General features: G+C 69.8%; 18 protein-coding genes and 1 pseudogene. 8 read left to right on the top strand and 11 right to left on the bottom strand.

Translation table 11 applies throughout. The features are described 5' to 3' along the window. Positions 1–8: 8 nt before the first annotated feature. Positions 9–461, bottom strand: coding sequence for a helix-turn-helix domain-containing protein (locus AB0G59_RS04735; protein WP_360908033.1), 453 nt, complete (start codon positions 459–461; stop codon positions 9–11). A 107-nt stretch (positions 462–568) separates the two neighbouring features. Between AB0G59_RS04735 and AB0G59_RS04730 the strand changes: the two genes are divergently transcribed. Next, complete coding sequence (locus AB0G59_RS04730) at positions 569–1861, top strand: MFS transporter (protein WP_360908031.1); 1293 nt, start codon at positions 569–571, stop codon at positions 1859–1861. Between the two features lie 201 nt (positions 1862–2062). Continuing rightward, complete coding sequence (locus AB0G59_RS04725) at positions 2063–3967, top strand: endonuclease/exonuclease/phosphatase family protein (RefSeq protein WP_360908029.1); 1905 nt, start codon at positions 2063–2065, stop codon at positions 3965–3967. A 155-nt stretch (positions 3968–4122) separates the two neighbouring features. On the opposite strand, the gene AB0G59_RS04720 is transcribed toward AB0G59_RS04725, so the two are convergent. After that, positions 4123–4731, bottom strand: coding sequence for a helix-turn-helix domain-containing protein (locus AB0G59_RS04720; protein WP_360908027.1), 609 nt, complete (start codon positions 4729–4731; stop codon positions 4123–4125). Between the two features lie 182 nt (positions 4732–4913). Between AB0G59_RS04720 and AB0G59_RS04715 the strand changes: the two genes are divergently transcribed. Together AB0G59_RS04715 and AB0G59_RS04710 are read left to right on the top strand one after the other, a co-directional pair. Next, positions 4914–6098: an NAD(P)/FAD-dependent oxidoreductase gene (locus AB0G59_RS04715; protein ID WP_360908025.1), complete on the top strand. Its 1185-nt coding sequence runs from the start codon at positions 4914–4916 to the stop codon at positions 6096–6098. Between the two features lie 327 nt (positions 6099–6425). Continuing rightward, the gene (locus tag AB0G59_RS04710) at positions 6426–6851 is read left to right on the top strand and encodes a hypothetical protein (RefSeq protein ID WP_360908023.1); all 426 of its coding nucleotides are present in this window, start codon (positions 6426–6428) and stop codon (positions 6849–6851) included. 67 nt (positions 6852–6918) lie between these two features. Here the strand turns inward: AB0G59_RS04710 and AB0G59_RS04705 are convergent, their stop codons facing one another. Next, entirely contained in the window at positions 6919–7137 is a 219-nt protein-coding gene (locus AB0G59_RS04705; protein ID WP_360908021.1) for a hypothetical protein, read from the bottom strand. Positions 7138–7391: 254 nt separating this feature from the next. Beyond that, positions 7392–8285 (bottom strand): methyltransferase domain-containing protein, encoded by an 894-nt coding sequence (locus AB0G59_RS04700; RefSeq protein WP_360908018.1) that lies wholly within the window; start codon positions 8283–8285, stop codon positions 7392–7394. Positions 8286–8759: 474 nt separating this feature from the next. On the opposite strand from AB0G59_RS04700, the gene AB0G59_RS04695 reads away from it, so the two are divergent. Further along, a complete protein-coding gene (locus AB0G59_RS04695) occupies positions 8760–9488 on the top strand; it encodes an alpha/beta fold hydrolase (RefSeq protein ID WP_360908016.1) in 729 nt (242 codons plus the stop codon). An 82-nt stretch (positions 9489–9570) separates the two neighbouring features. Here the strand turns inward: AB0G59_RS04695 and AB0G59_RS04690 are convergent, their stop codons facing one another. The 3 genes from AB0G59_RS04690 to AB0G59_RS04680 form a co-directional block, all read right to left on the bottom strand. After that, positions 9571–10134 carry a dihydrofolate reductase family protein gene (locus tag AB0G59_RS04690; protein WP_360908014.1) on the bottom strand — a complete coding sequence of 188 codons (564 nt, stop codon included), beginning with the start codon at positions 10132–10134 and terminating at the stop codon, positions 9571–9573. Positions 10135–10311: 177 nt separating this feature from the next. Next, positions 10312–12336 carry an ABC transporter ATP-binding protein gene (locus AB0G59_RS04685; RefSeq protein ID WP_360908012.1) on the bottom strand — a complete coding sequence of 675 codons (2025 nt, stop codon included), beginning with the start codon at positions 12334–12336 and terminating at the stop codon, positions 10312–10314. Between the two features lie 231 nt (positions 12337–12567). Continuing rightward, complete coding sequence (locus tag AB0G59_RS04680) at positions 12568–13119, bottom strand: NUDIX domain-containing protein (protein WP_360908010.1); 552 nt, start codon at positions 13117–13119, stop codon at positions 12568–12570. A 551-nt stretch (positions 13120–13670) separates the two neighbouring features. Here AB0G59_RS04680 and AB0G59_RS04675 point away from each other — a divergent pair. Both AB0G59_RS04675 and AB0G59_RS04670 read left to right on the top strand, forming a co-directional pair. Next, on the top strand, positions 13671–14312 hold the full coding sequence (locus AB0G59_RS04675) for a hypothetical protein (protein ID WP_360908008.1): 642 nt from the start codon (positions 13671–13673) through the stop codon (positions 14310–14312). Positions 14313–14408: 96 nt separating this feature from the next. Beyond that, on the top strand, positions 14409–14627 hold the full coding sequence (locus AB0G59_RS04670; RefSeq protein ID WP_360908618.1) for a hypothetical protein: 219 nt from the start codon (positions 14409–14411) through the stop codon (positions 14625–14627). A 151-nt stretch (positions 14628–14778) separates the two neighbouring features. Here AB0G59_RS04670 and AB0G59_RS04665 read toward each other — a convergent pair. Continuing rightward, a pseudogene (locus AB0G59_RS04665) lies at positions 14779–14931 on the bottom strand (DUF6596 domain-containing protein); the annotation flags it as partial. A 71-nt stretch (positions 14932–15002) separates the two neighbouring features. Further along, entirely contained in the window at positions 15003–15386 is a 384-nt protein-coding gene (locus AB0G59_RS04660) for a MerR family transcriptional regulator (protein ID WP_360908006.1), read from the bottom strand. Between the two features lie 64 nt (positions 15387–15450). On the opposite strand from AB0G59_RS04660, the gene AB0G59_RS04655 reads away from it, so the two are divergent. Then, positions 15451–16599 carry an alkene reductase gene (locus tag AB0G59_RS04655; protein WP_360908004.1) on the top strand — a complete coding sequence of 383 codons (1149 nt, stop codon included), beginning with the start codon at positions 15451–15453 and terminating at the stop codon, positions 16597–16599. A 64-nt stretch (positions 16600–16663) separates the two neighbouring features. On the opposite strand, the gene AB0G59_RS04650 is transcribed toward AB0G59_RS04655, so the two are convergent. Together AB0G59_RS04650 and AB0G59_RS04645 are read right to left on the bottom strand one after the other, a co-directional pair. After that, positions 16664–17554 carry a hypothetical protein gene (locus AB0G59_RS04650; protein ID WP_360908002.1) on the bottom strand — a complete coding sequence of 297 codons (891 nt, stop codon included), beginning with the start codon at positions 17552–17554 and terminating at the stop codon, positions 16664–16666. A gap of 501 nt (positions 17555–18055) precedes the next feature. Beyond that, positions 18056–18613, bottom strand: a complete 558-nt coding sequence (locus AB0G59_RS04645) for a quercetin 2,3-dioxygenase (protein WP_360907999.1) — start codon at positions 18611–18613, stop codon at positions 18056–18058. Positions 18614–18619 lie beyond the last annotated feature (6 nt).

Here is an 18619-nt window from a genome sequence, read left to right as displayed (position 1 = left end):
TGGTCAGTTCACTGGCTGGAGACCTTGTGGACGGTGGTGTCGTCAGGGTTGAGTCGCCGCCCGTCCGCAGACAGGACTTCCAGTGCGCGGAGGGGACGCCCCTGTCGACGGTCGACCAACTCCGAGTGTGATTCGCCGGGGGCGAAGAAGTTCTGTTCGCCCCACTGCCGCAGGGCCACGATGACGGGGAAGAGCGCCTTGCCCTTCGGGGTCAGTACGTACTCGCGGTAGGCGCTGCCGTCCGAGGCGGGGACGGATTCGAGGACACCGCCGGCGACCAGGGTGCGCAGGCGCGCGGTGAGGATGTTCTTCGCCACGCCGAGGCTGCGCTGGAACTCGCCGAAGCGCCGGCTTCCGTCGAAGGCGTCCCGCACGATCAGCAGCGACCACCAGTCGCCGATCGCGTCCACCGACCGGGCGACGGGACATTCGCTGTCGTCGAAGCGCGTCCTGCTCACCATGGCGTCCCTCACTCCCTCCCACAACGGTTGCAACATGCTACCAAGAGCGGTTACCGTCGCCGTCGTCATTGGTAGCAAGTTGAAACCAGATGTGTGGAGGGGTGCCGATGCCCGGCAACGGCAAGGCTGTGGAGGCTGTGACACGACGGACCGAGGCCCGAAGCGGGGGAAGCGGAGGAATCGGGGAAGGTTCCGCGTTCGTCCTGTCCCGTGGCGTCGTGATTCTGTTCGCCGTCGCCTGCGGAGCCGCGGTGGCCAACGTCTACTTATCCCAGCCGCTCCTGGTCACCATGGGCCACGACCTCGCCATGAGCCCGGCACTTGTCGGCAGCGTGGTCACCCTCACTCATGTCGGATACGGGCTGGGACTCTTCTTCCTCGTACCACTGGGCGACGTGGTCGACCGCAGACGGCTCATCGTGGCCCAACTACTGCTCCTGGTGGTGGCGCTGGCCACGGTAGCCGCCGCCCCCACAGCGGCGATCCTGCTCGCGGGCGTGGCCGCGATGGGGCTTCTCGCGGTCGTCACGCAGACGCTGGTGGCCTTCGCGGCGTCACTGGCCCCTCCCGCCGGGCGCGGACGGGTCGTCGGTCTGGTCACCAGCGGCGTGGTCAGCGGAATCCTGCTCGCCCGCACGGCATCCGGCCTCATGGCCGATCTCGCGGGCTGGCGCTCCGTCTACATCGCCTCGGCGTCGTTCACCGCTCTGCTCGCCCTGGTCCTGCACCGAGTGCTGCCGCGCCACAGTGACGCTCCGCCGACAACTCTGCGCTACGGCCGGCTCCTGCGCTCCACGATCAGCCTGTTCGCACGGGAACGACTGCTGCGGCACCGGGCCCTGTTCGGTCTGCTGATCTTCGCCGCCTTCAGCACCCTGTGGAGCAGCGTCGCGCTGCCGCTCAGCGAGGCCCCGTACTTCCTGTCCCACAGCGCGATCGGGGCGCTGGGGCTGATCGGTGTCGCCGGCGCCCTGGCCGCGACCGTGGCGGGCCGCCTGAACGACCGCGGTCTCTCCCGGCACACCACCGGCATCGCCCTGGCACTGCTCGCCGCCTCGTGGCTGCCCTTGGCCTTCACCCGCAGCTCGCTGTGGGCCCTGGTCGTCGGGGTGATCCTTCTCGACCTCGCCGTGCAGGCGGTCCATGTCACCAACCAGACCCTGATCTACGCGCTGCACCCGGACGCGGGCAGCCGGTTGATCGGCGGATACATGGTCTTCTACTCGATCGGCAGCGCCACCGGCGCCATCGCCGCGACCTCCCTCTACACGGTGGCCGGCTGGGGCGCCGTATGCGCACTGGGTGCCGCGTTCAGCTGCCTCGGGCTCGTACTGTGGGTGTTCACTCGACACAACGCCCCGGACCCCGCCGCCAAGGTGACCTCTCTCAGCGAAGCCTGAGCGGCATCCGGCCATACCGGCACTCACTCGTACGCGAGGTCCTCGCGGCGCGATGACCAGGGCCCGCGGGCTGACGCGCGACCGAGACGCTCGCCCGCGGCGGGGCGCGTGGCGCGGATCGAGCCTTGACGCGAACATTCCAATCATGAACGGATCGTTCCTGCGGTTGTTCGTACCCGATCGCTCCACAAGGAGACCACGATGCGATTACCGTTACCACCGCCCCACGCCAAGGCCCGCTCCGGACCACGCACATCACGGCTGACGGCGGCTCTCACCTCCGTGCTGCTGGCGACCGGACTGCTGGTCGGTGCCGCCCCCGGGCCGGGCGGCTCCACGGCGTGGGCGGACGACCGGCCGACGACGCCGGCGGCCCCGCCGTCCGGCAACCTGCCGTTCGCCACCTACAACATGCAGGGCTCCGACAATGGGCTGCGCTGGACCGGCGAGGTCGGTCCACTGACGATGCGTCACCAGGTGGTCGTCCTCCAGGAGGCCGGCAACGGGCCGCCGCCCGCGGCGCACCAGCGCCACGGCGTCGGTGAGTCGATCCGCATTCCCGGCCCGTTCCCGGCGGGTCTGCCGAACCACGTGAACCACACGGTGTGGCGGTACCGCCACCACACCCGTCACGTGTACTTCCTCCAGACCGACCCGCAACGCGACAGCACCACGGGACGGGACCGTTGGCGAGGCGGCCGGGTCAACCTGGCGGTGGCCACCCACACCCGCGCGGACGAGGTCCGCGTCATCGAGAACCCGCTGTACAACCGGAACGAGCCCCGCAACGAATACCGCTACCGCCGCGCCCTCGGCGTACGGTTCGGCAACACCGTCTACTACAACGTCCACGCGCGCGGCGCGGACGTCGCCCCCCTGCTCAGGCGCATCCGCGCCGCCACCCGGGCCGGCGAGAACTGGGTCATGGTCGGCGACTTCAACCTCGACATCCGCAACCGCACCGACCGGCAGGCCCGGGAGCAGACCCTCCGCCTGCGGCCCGACGAGCAACTGGCCCGGCCCCACCGCTCCACCCACCAGCGGGGCGGAGAACTCGACTACGCGATCACGCACGGCACGCCCCAGTTCAACGCGGACATCCCCGCGGGGCGCGGCTCGGACCACTACCCCGTCCAGTTCGAACCGGCCCCCAGCCCCGTACCAGCCGCGCCCGACGGCCCGGCGCACAACTTCTCCTCCGCCCTCGAGAACGCCCAGACCGGGTTGGTCCTCGACGTTGCGGGCAACCGCGGCCGTGTGACCACCCGTCTGCAGGCGTACAACGCCCGGCAGCGGTTCCGTGTGGACACCGTACGGGGACACTGGTACCGCTTCGCCCAAGGCAACAGCCCCCGAGTCGCGTCCGGCGCCCTCGCTGACCGCGCCGCTCCCGCCGCCGACGAGACGTGCCCGGGCGTCAATCCGTTCATGCCGGTGTCCCCCGTCCTCATGCTGTCGTGCGAGTCGCCCGAGGCCCAGTGGCACCCCGAGGACCCGGGCGCGCCCGGCGGCCCGCTCCGCTGGCACAACTCCCGTTACCCGAACCTGTGCCTGACCGGCACGGGGAACGAGACGTCGGTCGTGGCCTACCCGTGCGGCGACCTCACCGCCCAGCAGTGGTGGGACAACTCCCGCGCGGTGCCCGAGCGCGCATGGGAGGACGAGGACGGACGGCGCCAGCTGCGCGCGTACAACGGCCTCTACCTGGACATCTTCGGCGAGGCCGGCCGTGACGCCGCCCCACTGACCACCCGCCGGCGCAACATCGGGGCCAGCACCCAGCGATGGGACATCCAGTACGCCGGCAGCGGCGACAACCTCGTCCGGCTCAAGGGATACCGCGGTGGCGGACGATGCGTCGACATCCTGGACAGCGTCCAGCCCCGTCCCGGCGAGCGTTCCGTGCTGCACGACTGCTCCGGCCGCGGCAGCAAGACGGACGGCACGGGCCACCGCTGGCAGGCGGAGGCCTACGCCGACGGCAGCCTCCGCTTCCGCAACGAGGCCGCGCACCTGTGCCTGGTGGCACCACCGCGGGAGACGGGCTACGTGACGATCGACGCCTGCAGCGACGACGCCCGTCAGCGCTGGACGATGGAGCCGTGACTCCGTAATCCGTAACTCCGTAATCCGTAGCTCCGTGACTCGGTAACCGCGAGGCGAACCGGGCCTGGGCCGGCGTACGACGGCCGGCTCAGGCCTCGGGGGCCGACACCATCGGTCAAGCGGCTGCCGCGGTATCTGGCGGTATCTGGTCGCGGTCACCCGTCCCGGCCGGGGCGGCGGTCTTCCTGTCGCGCCAGGGCGGTGGTGGCCCAGCCGTGTTCCAGCAGGGTGAACAAGTCGCGCATGGTGCGGGCCGGGTCGTCGCTTGCACGGGCGATGCTGGGGGCTTCCAGGGCGAAGCGTGCCAGGCCGGTGACGGCGGGGGTGTCCTCGGCGAGCCCGGTGGCCTCGGCGAGGGCGGCGGCCAGTGCCTTCTCGTGGCGCGACCACATGCGCCGGGCGTAGTCCCGCAGCGCGGGGGTGGATTCGACGAGGACGAACACGGGGTCGTCGGTCCGTACGGCGGTACGGGTGCGCACCATGTGGTCGCGCAGGGCATGCAGCACCGACTGACCGGGGGCCCGGTCGCGAACGGCCGCTATAAGGGCGCTCTCGACGTCCGCGTCCAGGTCGAAGACGAGGGCTTCCTTACCGGGGAAGTGCTTGAAGAGCGTGCTCAGCGAGACGTCGGCCGCCTCTGCCACCTCGCGTACACCGACGTTGTCGAAGCCGCGCTCGGTGAACAGCCGCACCGCGGCATCCGCCAGGGCCTGCCTGGTTTGAGCCTTCTTGCGCTCGCGGCGTCCTGTCGTTGTCTCAGCCATGCGCTCCACCCTACTCGTTCGAGGGGAGTCGATCATAAAGGCGATCGGATTCAAAAGCGGAGCGGTTGCACTTTTGGAGCTGCTGTGTTTCTGTGAGCAGGTACGCCTGACTGGCACTCAGCTGCCGGAACTCGAGAGGCGTTCTTCCACTCTCCTCAACCGTCGAACGGAGCGTGACCCTCATGTCCCCCACCCCTCGCATCGCAATCGCCGGCGCCGGCCTCGGCGGCCTCGTCTGCGCGCGCGTCTTACAGCAGCACGGCGTGCCGGTCACGGTCTTCGAGCACGAGGCCGCCCCCCACTCCCGTTCTCAGGGCGGCACTCTCGACATCGACGAAGACACCGGCCAGGCGGCCCTGCGCGCAGCCGGACTGTTCGACCAGTTCCTCGCCCTGTCCCGGCCCGAGGGCCAGGAGTGGCGCCTGTACGACCGCCGCGCGAACCTGGTGCGCCATGACCAGGCCGGCGAGGGCGATCTGAGCAGGCCCGAGATCGACCGCGGTCAGCTGCGCGCGCTCCTGCTGGACTCCCTCACCCCCGGCACGGTCCGCTGGGGCCACTCCGTAAGGTCCGTCACCCCGCTGCCCCACGGCATCGCGCGCCTGCACCACCGCGACCGCACCGGCGAGGACTTCGACGACTTCGACCTGGTCGTCGGCGCCGATGGCGCCTGGTCCCGGGTACGCCCCGCGCTCTCCGACGCCCAACCCTCCTACGCCGGCATCACGATGGTGGAAGCCCACTTCGACGACGTCGGCCACCGTCACCCCGGCATCGCCCGCCTGGTCGGTCGCGGCACCATGTCGGCCAAGGCGGGCCGCCGCAGCCTGGTGCTGCAGCGCAACAGCAACGAACACGTCCGCGCCTACATCACCTTCCGCGGCCCCCGGGACTGGCACACCGGCCTCGACCTCGCCGACACCGACTCCGTACGCGCACGCCTCCTCGCCCAGTACCAGGGCTGGCACGAGAGCCTGCTGGACATCGTGCGCGACAACGAGGGCGGTTTCATCAACCGGCCCATGTACGTCCTCCCTGTCCCCCACTCCTGGCAGCGCGTACCCGGCATCACCCTGCTCGGCGACGCCGCCCACCTGATGCCACCCGTCGGTGTCGGCGCCAACCTCGCCCTGCTCGACGGCGCCGAACTCGCCCAAGCCGTCATCGACCACCCCACCATCGACGAAGCCCTCGACGCCTACGAAAGCGTCATGCTGCCCCGCGCCGCCGACCACGCGAAGACCGCCCAGCAGATGCTCACCACCCTCATCCCCGACACGGACTCCGACGAGGCCGCCTTCCCCGACACCCTCTGGCCGGCCGCCCCCCTCCCTGACACGCGTCCTGCTCCCGTTCCCACCAGCTGAGCTCCGCCGTCCGCCTCGCTCAGGAGAGGATCAGCAACGCCATAAAGAACTGAGCCTGCACCTGCGCACCGACGATCCACCCGCGGGCTGCCCGGACCCATGGCCACTCCCCGGGTAGAGCGGCCGCCAGCGGCCACGCCCGTTCACCCACGGCAGGCCAGGACCTACTCTCGTACCGCACGGCCATCGCTGTGGTGGGCGGGGCGCTCGACTCCGGCGACACGGCCGCCGGCGGCGGCCATGGCTGGGCCTCCGCCGCGGGCAGCCCATCCGCCCTCGTCCGCCCGAACCGAATTGGTACTGATGGTTACTTCTCCCGCCTCCGATGTGCTCGACGACGCCACGCAGAAGCGCCCCGTCACGCCCGGCATGGTGATCACGACACTGTTGGTGCCGCTCATAAGCGTTGCCGGTCTGGTCACTTCCCTGAGCACCGATGACATCGAAAATGAATGGGTGGACCGGCAACGGGAGGCATGCCGGCACATGCCCTTCCCGAAGACGGAATACGCTGCCGCGTGGGCCGGACTGGCCCTCGGCATAGCCACACTGTTCATCTGCGTGCTGCTCACCAAGAAGGTCCGCCGACGGTACGGCGCCCGCCTCGGGGAGACGTGGCCACCGCTGGTGACCTACGTCGGCGTACAGCTGTGCATGTGGCTCACGGTGCTGACCATGCCGGTCGAGCTGATCCAGCTGTACGCCGCGTACACGTCCGCTGGGTCGGGGATCGTTCTGGGCGACTGCGGATAGCGACCATCCGCTGCCTTGCGACAGCACACTCTCGCCGATGAGGGCGGGCTATGGGGTTGCGATTGGTTCACTGGGCGGAGCGGATGCCCGCCCAGGACGAGCAAATCGTTGAGCCGGCCAGGTCGGCGACGGTGTCCAGCAGGGGCTGGAAGCAGGTGATCTCGTCGGTCTTCTCACTGACGTCCATCTGGGCCAGGACCAGGCCGGTGGTGTGCTCCACGGCGGCGAGCAGGTGGATCTTGCGGCCGGTTGCCTTGGCGGCGCCGCGCAGGCTCGTGCCGTCCACCGACACTCCGTACAAGCCAGTGGGGCCGGCCGCCTTCGGGCGGCGGTCTGCTCGATCCAGGGCGTCGCCGTCGACGCGGGCCAGCAGTCGGCGCACCGTCGATTCCGCGGGCACCGGCCGCCCAGGCAGCAGCGGATCACGACGGATACCGAGGCGTTCGAGTCCGGTGACGCGCGGCGCGCACCTGTGCGAGCTGTCTGGCCTCCCTCGACGAACAGCGCTGTGGGCAGATCGGACAACGCCTGGATCCGCACCTAACCGAGTGCCGGCGGGTGCTCGGGTGGACGGCGTCCCCAGGCCGAAATCAGCGGCGCGAGTGTCAGGTCGAGTTCGCCCGCGTGGATGGCGGCCAGGTGCGCGTCGATCTCGGCGTCGTCGGCCAGGCCGGCCGCGAGCAGCTCGCCGCGCACGTGCCGGATGGTCGCCGCCTCCAGCCGGTCGCAGGCCAGCCCGCCGACCGGGAAAGAGCCCACTGCGGCGACATCTACCAAACCGGCCTCACGCAATGCCCGCGGCAGTGTCCGGCCGTAGCGCAGGTCCGCGCCGCGGCGCGCCAGCAGCTCCCGGACCGCGTCGCGCAGCCAGTTGGCCCGCCGCTGCGCCGGGCCGCTGTCGTCCAGGCATGCCAGTGGCTGCAGAGCGGTATCGGCGTCCTCGACCAGCAGCCAGCCGCCGGGCCGCAGCGCCGCCGCCATCGTGGCCAACGCCCGGGCCCGGTCGGGTACATGGACCAGCACGAGCCGGGCGTGCACCAGATCGAACGTCCCCGGCTCCGGGGGCGGATCAGCGGCGACGTCGTGCCGGCGCACCTCGTACCCGCCGCCTGCCTTCAGCCACAACGGGTCGATGTCCGTAGCCAGCACGTGCCCGGTCGGACCGACGGCCGCCGCGAGCGCCTCCGGGATACTGCGGCCACCGGCCCCCACTTCCCAGCAGCGCGAGCCGGCCCCGACCCCCAGTCGATCGAAGTGCCCACGCGTCACACCGTCGAACAGCTCGGCCAGCCAAACGAATCGCTCTCCCGCCTCGACGCGCGCGTTGTCCAGCAGGTACCCGCGGGCGGGAGCGGACTCTCCACCGAGCGCGGTAGTCCCGTCTATCGGATCCGGTCGGCCACCAACGTGCGGCGGGCGGGGCGAGGAGGTCATGACTACATGGTCAACCTTCCCAGGCCACCAGCGCCACGACGACGGGAGAGGGATGCCTCACACAGCCAGCGCACCCCGCACGTCCTACGGCACGGTTCTGCACCGTAACGCGCCGGAAGGGGTACATGTATTCGACCCCCACAGCCAACGCACCACGCGCGGGACAGCGCGCTGACCGGGGCCAGTGGATCCAGCAGATGCACGTCCCCGTTCATGACGAGTGGTACCTCTTCTCTAGTTCGGGATCCGGGGCTGAGACCACACACCGACACTGAGATGCGACCCGTCCTTGTCTTCGTTCTGGCGGCATCCCTGACGGGAGATAGCCGAATACCCTCGTGGTACTTTCGTGCCGCCGTGCACCGCTGCGAACCGAGGAGGTGAGACCGATCAACACTGTGACAGGTCGGGCCTCCCTCCCCCGCATGGCCTAGGGAGTGCCCGTAGACGGCATCCCGAAAGGCTTGAAACGCTATGCGCTTCACCTCTGAAACATGCTCCAACGGCATCTGTGAACAGCTCTTCCTCCTCGGCGAGATTCCCGGCGTTCTGTGGACGCCTGAAGATGCCGGTGCTCGTCCCCTCATCGTGATGGGCCACGGCGGCGGTCAGCACAAGAAAGCCCCCGACATCATGGGCCTTGCGCACCGTTTCGTGACCGAGTGCGGTTTTGCCGTGGTGGCGGTCGACGTGCCTGGTCATGGCGATCGGCCGACGCACGAGGAGTACAACCGGATCGCGTCCGAGAACCAGGCACGCGTGGAGGCTGGGGAAGAACTGGCGCCGCTGATCGCCGGATTCCAGGCACTCGTGGCCCGCCGGACCGTTCCGGAATGGCAAGCGGTCCTGGACGCGATTCAGCAGCTCGATCACGTAGGCACCGGTCCGGTGGGGTACTGGGGAGTATCGCTGGGATGCGGACTCGGCGTCCCCTTTGTCGCCGCCGAGCCCCGGGTCCGCGCTGCCGTATTGGGCCTTGGCGGGGCTTCGGCCTCGGCCGGAGACGCCGCGCGGATCACCGTCCCTGTCGAGTTCCTGGTGCAGTGGGACGATGAGCGCGTGCCGCGTGACCAGAGCCTGGCGCTGTTCGACGCCTTGGCCTCTGCCGAGAAGACCCTGCATGCCAACCCCGGCAAGCACGGTGACATACCGGCATTCGAGCTGGACAGCACGCTGAAGTTCTTCTCGCGGCACCTCGCCTGATACCTGCCGCCTGCGGTCGCCCGACGCGCCGATCGACGTCCAGTGCCGATCGGCGCGCCCGGCGAACCGCTCACGCCACCGCTTAACGCGCCACGCGGTAGCGGAGGTATACGACGCCCGAGCTGAAGGTGCGGGTCTCGACGAGTTCGAGATCCACCCGGCGCTCGCGCTGGGGAAAGAACGGAATTCCACCGCCAACCAGCACCGGATAGACCCTGGCCCGGTACTCGTCGATCAGACCCAACGCGGCCGCCTCGGCGGCGAGAGTCGCGCCGCCGATCGCGATGTCGCCCTCCCCCGGCTCGGCCCGCAACCGCTCGATCTCCTCCGCGAGGCCGCCGGAGGCCAGGCGGGCATTACCCCGCACCGCCGACAGCGTGGTGGAGAACACCACCTTTGGAAGCGGCTTCCAGATCGCGGCCCACTCCAGCATTGAGTCGTCGAGCGATGGATCCTGATCGGCGCTCTCCCAGTACAACATCGTCTCGTACAGCCGTCTCCCCAACAGGTGAACGTCGACCTCTCGAATCTCGTCGATCCAGGAGCGAAAGACCTCCTCGTCCGGTGCCGTCCAGTCGAAGTCGCCGTCCGGCCCGACGATGTAGCCGTCAAGCGAGACGCCCATCGAATAGGTCACGCTGCGCAACAGAAGCCCTCCTCCGTAACAGGTTCGACAGTACGACCGCCGGACGCCGCAGGACTCATCACGACTCGCGGGATCCCCTGGGGCCGAGTCACCTCACGAGATCATTTCGCACAGCGACACGACGTGCTGCCGGCCGCCGCCGCGCGGGCCGGCCACCGGCCCGTGGGGCGTGGTGCATCACCCAGTCTCCTCGGTGCCGGGGATCGCGGCCTCCCTGTAGGTGGCGGCCTGGAGGGTGAAGAGCTGTGCGTACTCGCCGGGTTCGCCGGCGGCCGTGCGGCGGGCCATGAGGGTGTGGTGGTCACCGGACTCGATGACGCGCCCGTCGCGGAAGACGTAGATCATGTCGCATTCGGTCACGCTGGCCAGGCGGTGGGAGATCAGGACGGTGATGCGGTCCGGGCGACGGGGACCGTGCAGGACCGCGTCGTAGACGGCGTGCTCCGCGCGGGCGTCCATGCTGGCCGTCGGCTCGTCCAGCACCAGCACACAACTGTCCGGGTACAGTCCGCGGGCCACGGCCACCTTGGCCCAGTTCCCGCCTGAGAGCTCCTGTCCGCCCTTGAAGCGTTTGGACAGCGGGGTGGCCCACTGCTGCGGCAGGCCGGCGATGACGCGGTCCGCCCCGGATTCGATCACTGAGGCCAGGGCCCGTTCCGGGTCGGCCTCGGTGATGGTGCCCGCGCCGATCGTGACGTTCGCCAGCGCCGACAGCGGCCACGCGACGGGGGCCTGGAGCACCATGGACACCCGGGCCTGGATGCTCTCGGCGTCCACCTCCCGGACCTCCAGGTCGTCCCAGCAGATGGTGCCGCCGGTCGGTGTGTACAGTCCGGCCAGCAGCTTGGCCATCGTCGACTTCCCCGATCCGTTCGCCCCGACAAAGGCCACCGTGGAGCCCGCCGACAGCGTCATCGACACCCCGCGCAACGCGGGCCGGGCCGCCTCCGGGTAGGTGTAGTGGACGTCCGTGACGGTGATGGCCTTCACCTGGTCCGGCAGGCACCGGCCGGTACGGTGCGGCTGGAGACGGCGGCAGCGCTCCAGGTGCCCCTCGAGATCGTCGATCCACAGGGCGTGCTCGTAGATCTGGTGCATGGCCAGCACGACGCTCACCAGCGTGCCCCGGCTGGAGCGGATCGCCAGGAACGCGCCACCGCCGGCCGCCAGCGGCAGCCAACCCGTCGCCGTCATCCACCCCAGCACCCCATACGTCGCACCGACCGCCACGCCGCCGACCGACCGGCCCAACAGGGAGACGTTGGCCTCCTCACGGCCGAGCCGGGTGTCCTCCACCTCGATCCGCCGGGCGAACCGCTCGTGTTCCTCCAGCAAGGCCTGCTGCGCGGTGGAGGCACGCACTTCCGGCGCGGAGTCGCGGTCGAGCAGCAACCAGGTGAACAGACGGATACGACGCTGCAGGGTGCTGTAGCGGCTGTGGGAGAGGAACTGCTGGCGCGCCGAACGCACCGCCGCATACCCCTGCGGGACGACAGAGATCACCAGCAGCGGCAGCAGGGCCGGGTGCAGAACCGCCAGGACACCGGCGGAGCCGACCAGGCCGAGCACGGCGTGCGCGAGCTGGATCAGCTGCGGAACGGCCTGCCGCATGTAGTACAGGCCACGGTCGTTGGCCTTGTTCGCCTCGTCGGCGAAAGCGGCGTCGTCGACCGCCTCCAGGCGCACATGGCAGTTCAGCCGCAGGAACTCCTGCTCCACCGCACGCCGGACCTTCGGTGTCAGAGCGGCCTGGCCGCGCGCGACACCGAAGTCGAGCAGCCCCTGGGCGGCCATCAGGCCCGCGACCAGCGCGAGCGAGGGCAGGGCGTTGTGGATGCGCTCGGACGTCGCACCCTGGGCGAAGAGCGCCGAGAGCACCCGTACCGAGGCCAGCAACCCGAACGCGCTCATCAGCGCCGACCCGAGCTGCAGCACCACGACCATGACGGTGGCGCGCGGGTCGGCCCGATACGCCAGGCCCAGCACCCTGCGGCTGATCGCCGGCAGCCTGCCCAGGATCCGCCACACGCTGGTGCGGGCCGCTTCACCGTCCCACTGCATCCAGTACGCACTCTTGAGCTCATCACCGACCGCTTCCCCCTCGGGCGCCGCCGAGGCCGAAGCAGGAGGCAACGACAACTCGCGGCGAGGGCCCGGCACCGTACCGCCGCTCTGCATCCCGTTGATGGGTACCTCGTTCACACCCGCCTCCCCGCAGCAGCCAGGGGCGGTGAGACGGTGTCGGACGGGTGGCGCATAGCAGCCTCCAGCGGTGTGAACGGGACGCGGACGTGGACTTGGGACGAGAAGGCTGACGAGAGGGCTTCGGTCACTGCGGCCACCACTGCCAGCGCGTGCACCGGTCCGGCTCCATCAGCCGGGGCTCACCGGCGTGACCGTCTCGCTCGAAGACCAGGCGGGAGCCAATGATGTTCAGCTGGGCAGACACGACCTCTCCTCGCCGACAGGGGCGGTGATGTTCGTGTAGAGGGCCCCTGCGGCGAAGCGCTGAAGGACGGCCCGGGTGTAGGGGTGGCAGTCGGGCGGTGGGTTGCCGGGGTCCACCCAGAACAGGCCGGTATGGCTCGGTTCGCGGTTGTACGGTTCACCCTCCCAGCGGCGGGCGGTGAAGGCCATGCCGATCCGTCGCTGCCCGTCGGGGGCGAGGTAGTGCACGAGCTGGCAGAACTCCAGGTCGGGCAGCGACAGACGCACGCCGACCTCCTCGTCGGCCTTGCGCAGCGTGGCCTGGTCGGCGAACTCGTCGTGCCCCAGGTATCCGCCGACGGCGGTGAGCATGCCGGGCGCGTGCGCGCACGAGGCATCGCGGCGGACGGCCAGGACACGTCCGTCGCTCCACCGCTGCAGCAGGACGATGACGTTCTCGGCGCTCTTGCCGCTGCGTCCGGTCAGCACAGCATCCGTGACCGACGGGCTGTGCGGCGCAGGCCCACGCCCGGCGGGAAGGTCGTGGGTTCCGTTCATTCGGCCCTCCTCGCCACCGGACGCGAGGAGTCGAAAGCACAGGCGAAGAAACCGTCAACCGTGATCCCGAGAGGACGGCCACCCGGTCGGCGGCCCGCGGGGAGATGTTCGAACTCGGCATGAAGGGTATTGAGGGCGAGTACGGGATCCACGGCTCCTCCGAGGGGTAGCGGCTCGTTGTCGACGCCTGGAGAAACGGGGCTGATCAGCGGCCCGTCACGGCGGAGTCCGAGCGAATCGCCAGATGAATGTTCGATGCGGGGCGGTGGCCCATGGCGCACCAGGGATCGAGGCGTGTGGCGGGTCGTTCGATCACCCCTGAGGGGGCGACTCACCCGCAAGAGGTATTGCCTGCACCCGGCGCTGCTCGCGCACACGCTCGTACCCGCCGACACGATCGGGGACGGGGGCCGGTCGTGCGTTGACGCCAGACGCAGGCCCCGCGGCGTCCGCCCTGCTCGACCCCCAGCGAGATTTCCTCTCCGGAGTCGTGTCGATGAGGATGTCCCCTTGATCGAAAGTTCGAACAGCCCGGGAAGGAAGTGAAGCCGGTGAGGACGCAGACGCAGACGAGTGGCCCGCCGATGAAGGGGGTGGGGCTGAACAGCCCCACGGCGTCGCGCAGGTGGCCCGTCACCCTCGGTCTTGTGGTCCTCACGCCCCTGATCCTGGCGGGTTGCGGGTGGCTCAACCAGGGCGGGTCGACCCTGCTGCTGATGGGCAGCGTCGTCGTCCTCCTGCTCGTCCTGGTCGTGGCCGGGGCATTGTGCGGTGCGGGGCCCGGCACGTGTGTGGCGGTCCTCGGGTTCGCCTTCGCCCTCTTCGCCGGGCCTGCGTTGGACGACTATGTGCTGGATCAGCGCGGCACCCGGTACGAGGCCGTGATAGCCGACATCAGCAGCTATCACAGAAGGCACGGTACGGGGCACACCTGCACCGTCGTCCGGTCGGACTCCGGGCGGGATCTGACCTACAGGATCGACGACTCACAAGGGTGTGACGAGGACTTCGAGCCGGGGCGGCACGTGACTCTGGTGGTGGACCCGGAGGACTGGCTGGCGACGAGGCTGAGCAACGACGTCAACGGGCTGTCGTCCGGGCATGCCTGGACCGTCGGCGGGCTGCTCGCGGCTATGGAGGCCTTCATCCTCTATGGCCGACTGCGCCGTCGGGCGGGACGGTCCCACCGGTGAAGTGCGAGCGACTCTTCGTCGCGGTCGGCGTTTGGCCGCTGGCGGCTGCGCTGGCACGTACCGCATACCCAGTCCGGGGGCGAGGGCTAGAGCGTCATCCTCCATGACACCCACGACAACCCGAAGCGGGCCGGCATCGGAGTCGGCGCGTATCGGGGCGAGGCGGCGAGCTACGACGACGCCCGTGTCGGGGACATCCTCGAGATCGCCGGGCAGCTCTGGCGGGTCGAGGACATCGGCCCCGGCAATGTGGAAGCAGAACCGAATGCGCCGGAGTTCAAGCCGGGGTTTGTGGATCTGCGGCTTGTGAAGTGAGCGGCCTTGGCCCCGGCTGTGGTACGGCCGGTGTACCGCGACCCGCGACTGCGACCAGGGCCAGGACGGTCTCGTCGGGCCCGTCGGTGCTCCGGAGGACCTGCGGCCGGATGGACAGCCCGTGCCCGTGGACTCACCGCGAGCCCCTGCGCAGCCGGTGCACCTCGCGCGCGAGCCGGATGGCCTCCGCGGCCAGCTCGACCCGTTGCAGGTCGCGCCCGGAGGTGGCGGTGTAGCCCTCGTTGAAGATCAGATACAGCACCTGCACCACCGCCGGCAGTCGCTCGGGGCTGTCCGGGAAACCGGCGTCCCACGTCTTTCGGCATCACGCTCCGGATGGCCGATGACAAGCGCGCCAAGCTCACCGGGATGCGGTCACGGTGAGACGGCGGAGGCGTGCACTCCGGCCGAGGCCGTGTCGATGACGTCGTCCAAGACGTCGCGGGAGCGGATCAGGTCGTTGATCATTCGATTGATGCGGTCGCGTTCCGCGGTGAGTTCGTCGACCAGCAGTGGCGTGGCCATCTCGTTCGGGGCGCCGTCCGCGTCACGCATGCAGGGGAGCAACTGCGCGATCTTCTTGCTGTTCAGCCCCGCGGCGTAGAGCGCCTGGATGCGGATGACCCGGTCGACCGCCCACTCGCCGTAGTGCCGTTGGCCACCCGGAGTACGCTCGGCCCTGAGCAGCCCCTGCGTCTCGTAATAGCGCAGCGAACGCTCGCTCACCCCACTGCGCCGAGCCAGTTCACCGATCCGCATTCCCACCTCGCATGCCGACTCAGGACTTGAACCTGACACTGATGTCACCTTCTACCGTACCGGCATGACGAACGCACCAGTTGACTCCCGTCCCTCCCGTCTCTTCGAGCCCGCCCGCCTCGGCGCCCTGCGCCTGCCGAACCGCCTGGTGATGGCGCCGATGACCCGCAACCGCGCTACGGCCGACGGCATCCCGCAGCCGATCATGGCTACGTACTACGCCCAGCGCGCCTCCGCGGGGCTGATCATCGCCGAGGCCTCCACGCCGAACGCCGTGGGGCAGACCTACCCCAACATCACCGCGATCCACAACGAGGAGCACGTGGCCGGATGGCGACGCGTCACCGACGCCGTGCGCAGCGCCGGGGGCCGGATGTTCCTGCAGTTGCAGCACGGTGGCCGGGTCGGCCACCCCGACAACAGCGGGCACACGCCGGTCGCGCCCTCGCCGGTCCCGCTCCCGGAGACGATCCACACCCCCAGCGGACGCCAGACCGCCGTCGTCCCCCGTGAGATGACCATCGACGAGATCGATTCCACCGTGGCCGACTTCGCGGCGGCGGCCCGCCGAGCCATCGACGCGGGCTTCGAAGGCGTGGAAGTACACGCCGCCAACGGCTATCTCCTGCACCAGTTCCTGGCCAAGGGCACCAACCACCGCACCGACGCCTACGGCGGCTCGGTGGCCGGGCGCATCCGGTTCGTCGTCGAGGTGGTCCAAGCCGTCGCCGACGCGATCGGCCCCGAGCGGGTAGGGGTGCGGATCGCGCCGGGACTCACCGTCAACGGCATAGAGGAGGGCGACACCGAGAGCATCTACCCGGCGCTCGTCGCCGCACTGGCCGATGCCGACCTGGCCTATCTGCACGTCGTGTTCGCCGACCCGGACCAGCCCCTCTTCCAGGACATCCGCAAGAGCTGGCCGGGCACGTTGATCGCCAATCCGGTGCTGGGGTGGGGAGGACCGCTGCCCGCCGACGGCGGCAGGCACGAGGGCGAGCGGCTGCTCGCCGCAGGAGCCGACCTGATCTCGCTCGGCCGTTCCTTCCTGGCCAACCCCGACCTGGTCGAACGCATGCGCATCGGCGCACCGCTCAACCCGGTGCGGGAGAAGGGCCTGATGTACACGGGCGGTGAGAGCGGATACACCGACTATCCCGTGCTGGCCGCCGCCCAGCACCGAGCCGGGACGGCCGAACCCGTCGGAGCATGACCACCGCCAGGCCGCTCACTGGTGGCCATGGCCTACGAGGCGCCGACCTCTCGACTGCCGGCGGTCACTCCACGCTCGGCATCCGCGACAGAGCCCAGCCGCCGGTGCAGAAGTACGTCACAGGGAGGACGAACGGCGCCAGAGCGGAGCACACCGCTGCCATCCCCGTGGCGCTGCAGCCGGCCAGGTCGGGTGTCACGCCGACGGCCAGGACGAGGGCCGCGGCGGCGTGGGCCGTCTGTGCCAGGGGGGACCAGGCGAGTTGGCGTAGCAGCTTCCCGTACGGGATCAGGGAGAACGGGAGGCCGAGCGCGAGTACGCCGATCACGAAGAGCACCCACGGCAGCCACTGCATGACCGTGTCCGTCACCGGATCGCCCCAGTCCCCGGCCGCGTACCGCAGCAGCTCCTGACGGCCGCCGACGTGACCGCCCAGTGAGGGGTCGTCCGGTGCCCACAGGACGGCGACTTCCTGGCCCGTGTGGGGTTCGCGTGGGGTGTACGTGTCCGGTGCTGTCAGACGGTCGGAGCCACCGTGTACGGAGAGGACCAGGTCAGCGGTGTATCCGGTGACGATGCGTTCGTCGTCCTCGTCGCCGTGGTGCCGGTGTGTGATCCGGGGCTTCTCCGCGATGGTGGCGGTGGAGACGCGGGCGCCCGCCGCGTGCAACGCGGCGACCTGTGTGCCGGGTGGCTCCGGAGGGCCGAACGAGGAGGTGGCGGCGGTCAGGGAGCACAGCAGCACCAGCGTCCATATGGCGACCTGCCGCGCCTTGACCCACCCCTCTGGGCCGGAGTACGAGGGCAGTTCCGCGAACCGCTCCTGCCGCCTGCGGGCTTGCCGGCTCAGGTCCTTGTCCAGCGGTACGCCTGCGGTGGAGTGGTGGTGCAGACGCTTACGGTGCAGGCGACGCCCTTCCCGCCGGCACACCAGCAGCAACACGGGCCGCGCCATGGATAAGAGTGCTGCTGCCCAGACACACGTCAGCACCCCGGTGTGCGGAACGGGCGCTTTCCCGTTCGCGAGCTCCCATACGCAGGCCACGGTGGCTACGGCGAATGTCAGTCCGGCCGTGGCCCGCACGGCCTGTGTCAGCGCGCTCTGCATGACGCGCCCCCCTCTTACGGCGTTATGTGCACCCGTACTGGGCGCAACCCGACGCGAGTCGATCATGAGGAGGGTGGAAATGTCACCCCTCGGTCATGGCCGCGGGTGCCCGGTGGAGGCCCGTCGGACAGCCGCTCCCGGGGCGGTACTTCCTCCAGTCATGACCAGTCGGCGATCCTTCAGGCCCCGTTCGGAACCGCCGTCGTGCTGTGGGGCGGCGATCCGCAGCAAGCGGATGGCCGGCATCTTGTCGAGTGGAGCGTGGACGAGGACATCCTCTACGGAATGGGACCGAGTCTCGGTCTGGCCCTTTCAGGTCTGACGTCCCGTGAGTCAGTCACTCCTCACTCACCGGCCCCGCCACTCGTGGTCGGGCAGGAACCGCACGTCGTAACGCTCGGGGACCGTCGCGAAGCGATGGGCTTCCGGGACGACAGGACGGCCCGGCAGGCCGAATTCTTCCGCAGGTGCGCCGAGGTTTTCGAAGAACCGCTCGAAGGTGCCGCCGGGGCCGGCGGCGACGCCGACGACCTGGCTGTGGTGGCGCTCCATGCGGTAGGCGTGCGGGCAGTTCTTGGGTACGAAGCCGAAGTCGCCGGGGGTGAGCAGTTTCTCCTGCTGGTTGCCCTCGGCGTCCTCGACGAACAGGCGTACGGCGCCTTGGGTGACGTAGAAGACCTCGTGGGTGTCGGGGTGCAGGTGGGCGGGGATGAGGTCGCCCTTGGGGCCTTCGACGGTGAAGAAGTTGAAGGTGTTCTCGGTCTGCTCGCCGCCGGCGTAGATGGTGATGAGGTCGCCGAACAGGTGGGCGCGGTCGCCCTCGCCCTTCTCGATGAAGTAGGGCTTGCCCGGGTCGGCGGGTATGCGGGAGGCGCGTCGGTAGCGGGTGGCGTACTCGATGGTCATGGGGGC

It is taken from the genome of Streptomyces sp. NPDC021096 (assembly GCF_040641275.1).
Taxonomy (GTDB): domain Bacteria; phylum Actinomycetota; class Actinomycetes; order Streptomycetales; family Streptomycetaceae; genus Streptomyces.
The sequence above is the reverse complement of the archived record's forward strand: the minus strand, read 5'-3'. Positions and strand labels throughout refer to the sequence as shown.

Excerpts from the sequence above, each read along its gene's own strand:
- AB0G59_RS04660 (WP_360908006.1), bottom strand. The coding sequence starts at position 15,386 with ATGCGGATCGGTGAACTGGCTCGGCGCAGTGGGGTGAGCGAGCGTTCG.
- AB0G59_RS04655 (WP_360908004.1), top strand. The coding sequence starts at position 15,451 with ATGACGAACGCACCAGTTGACTCCCGTCCCTCCCGTCTCTTCGAGCCC.
- AB0G59_RS04730 (WP_360908031.1), top strand. The coding sequence starts at position 569 with ATGCCCGGCAACGGCAAGGCTGTGGAGGCTGTGACACGACGGACCGAG.
- AB0G59_RS04735 (WP_360908033.1), bottom strand. The coding sequence starts at position 461 with ATGGTGAGCAGGACGCGCTTCGACGACAGCGAATGTCCCGTCGCCCGG.
- AB0G59_RS04645 (WP_360907999.1), bottom strand. The coding sequence starts at position 18,613 with ATGACCATCGAGTACGCCACCCGCTACCGACGCGCCTCCCGCATACCC.
- AB0G59_RS04700 (WP_360908018.1), bottom strand. The coding sequence starts at position 8,285 with ATGACCTCCTCGCCCCGCCCGCCGCACGTTGGTGGCCGACCGGATCCG.
- AB0G59_RS04680 (WP_360908010.1), bottom strand. The coding sequence starts at position 13,119 with ATGAACGGAACCCACGACCTTCCCGCCGGGCGTGGGCCTGCGCCGCAC.
- AB0G59_RS04695 (WP_360908016.1), top strand. The coding sequence starts at position 8,760 with ATGCGCTTCACCTCTGAAACATGCTCCAACGGCATCTGTGAACAGCTC.
- AB0G59_RS04720 (WP_360908027.1), bottom strand. The coding sequence starts at position 4,731 with ATGGCTGAGACAACGACAGGACGCCGCGAGCGCAAGAAGGCTCAAACC.
- AB0G59_RS04650 (WP_360908002.1), bottom strand. The coding sequence starts at position 17,554 with ATGGCGCGGCCCGTGTTGCTGCTGGTGTGCCGGCGGGAAGGGCGTCGC.
- AB0G59_RS04715 (WP_360908025.1), top strand. The coding sequence starts at position 4,914 with ATGTCCCCCACCCCTCGCATCGCAATCGCCGGCGCCGGCCTCGGCGGC.
- AB0G59_RS04725 (WP_360908029.1), top strand. The coding sequence starts at position 2,063 with ATGCGATTACCGTTACCACCGCCCCACGCCAAGGCCCGCTCCGGACCA.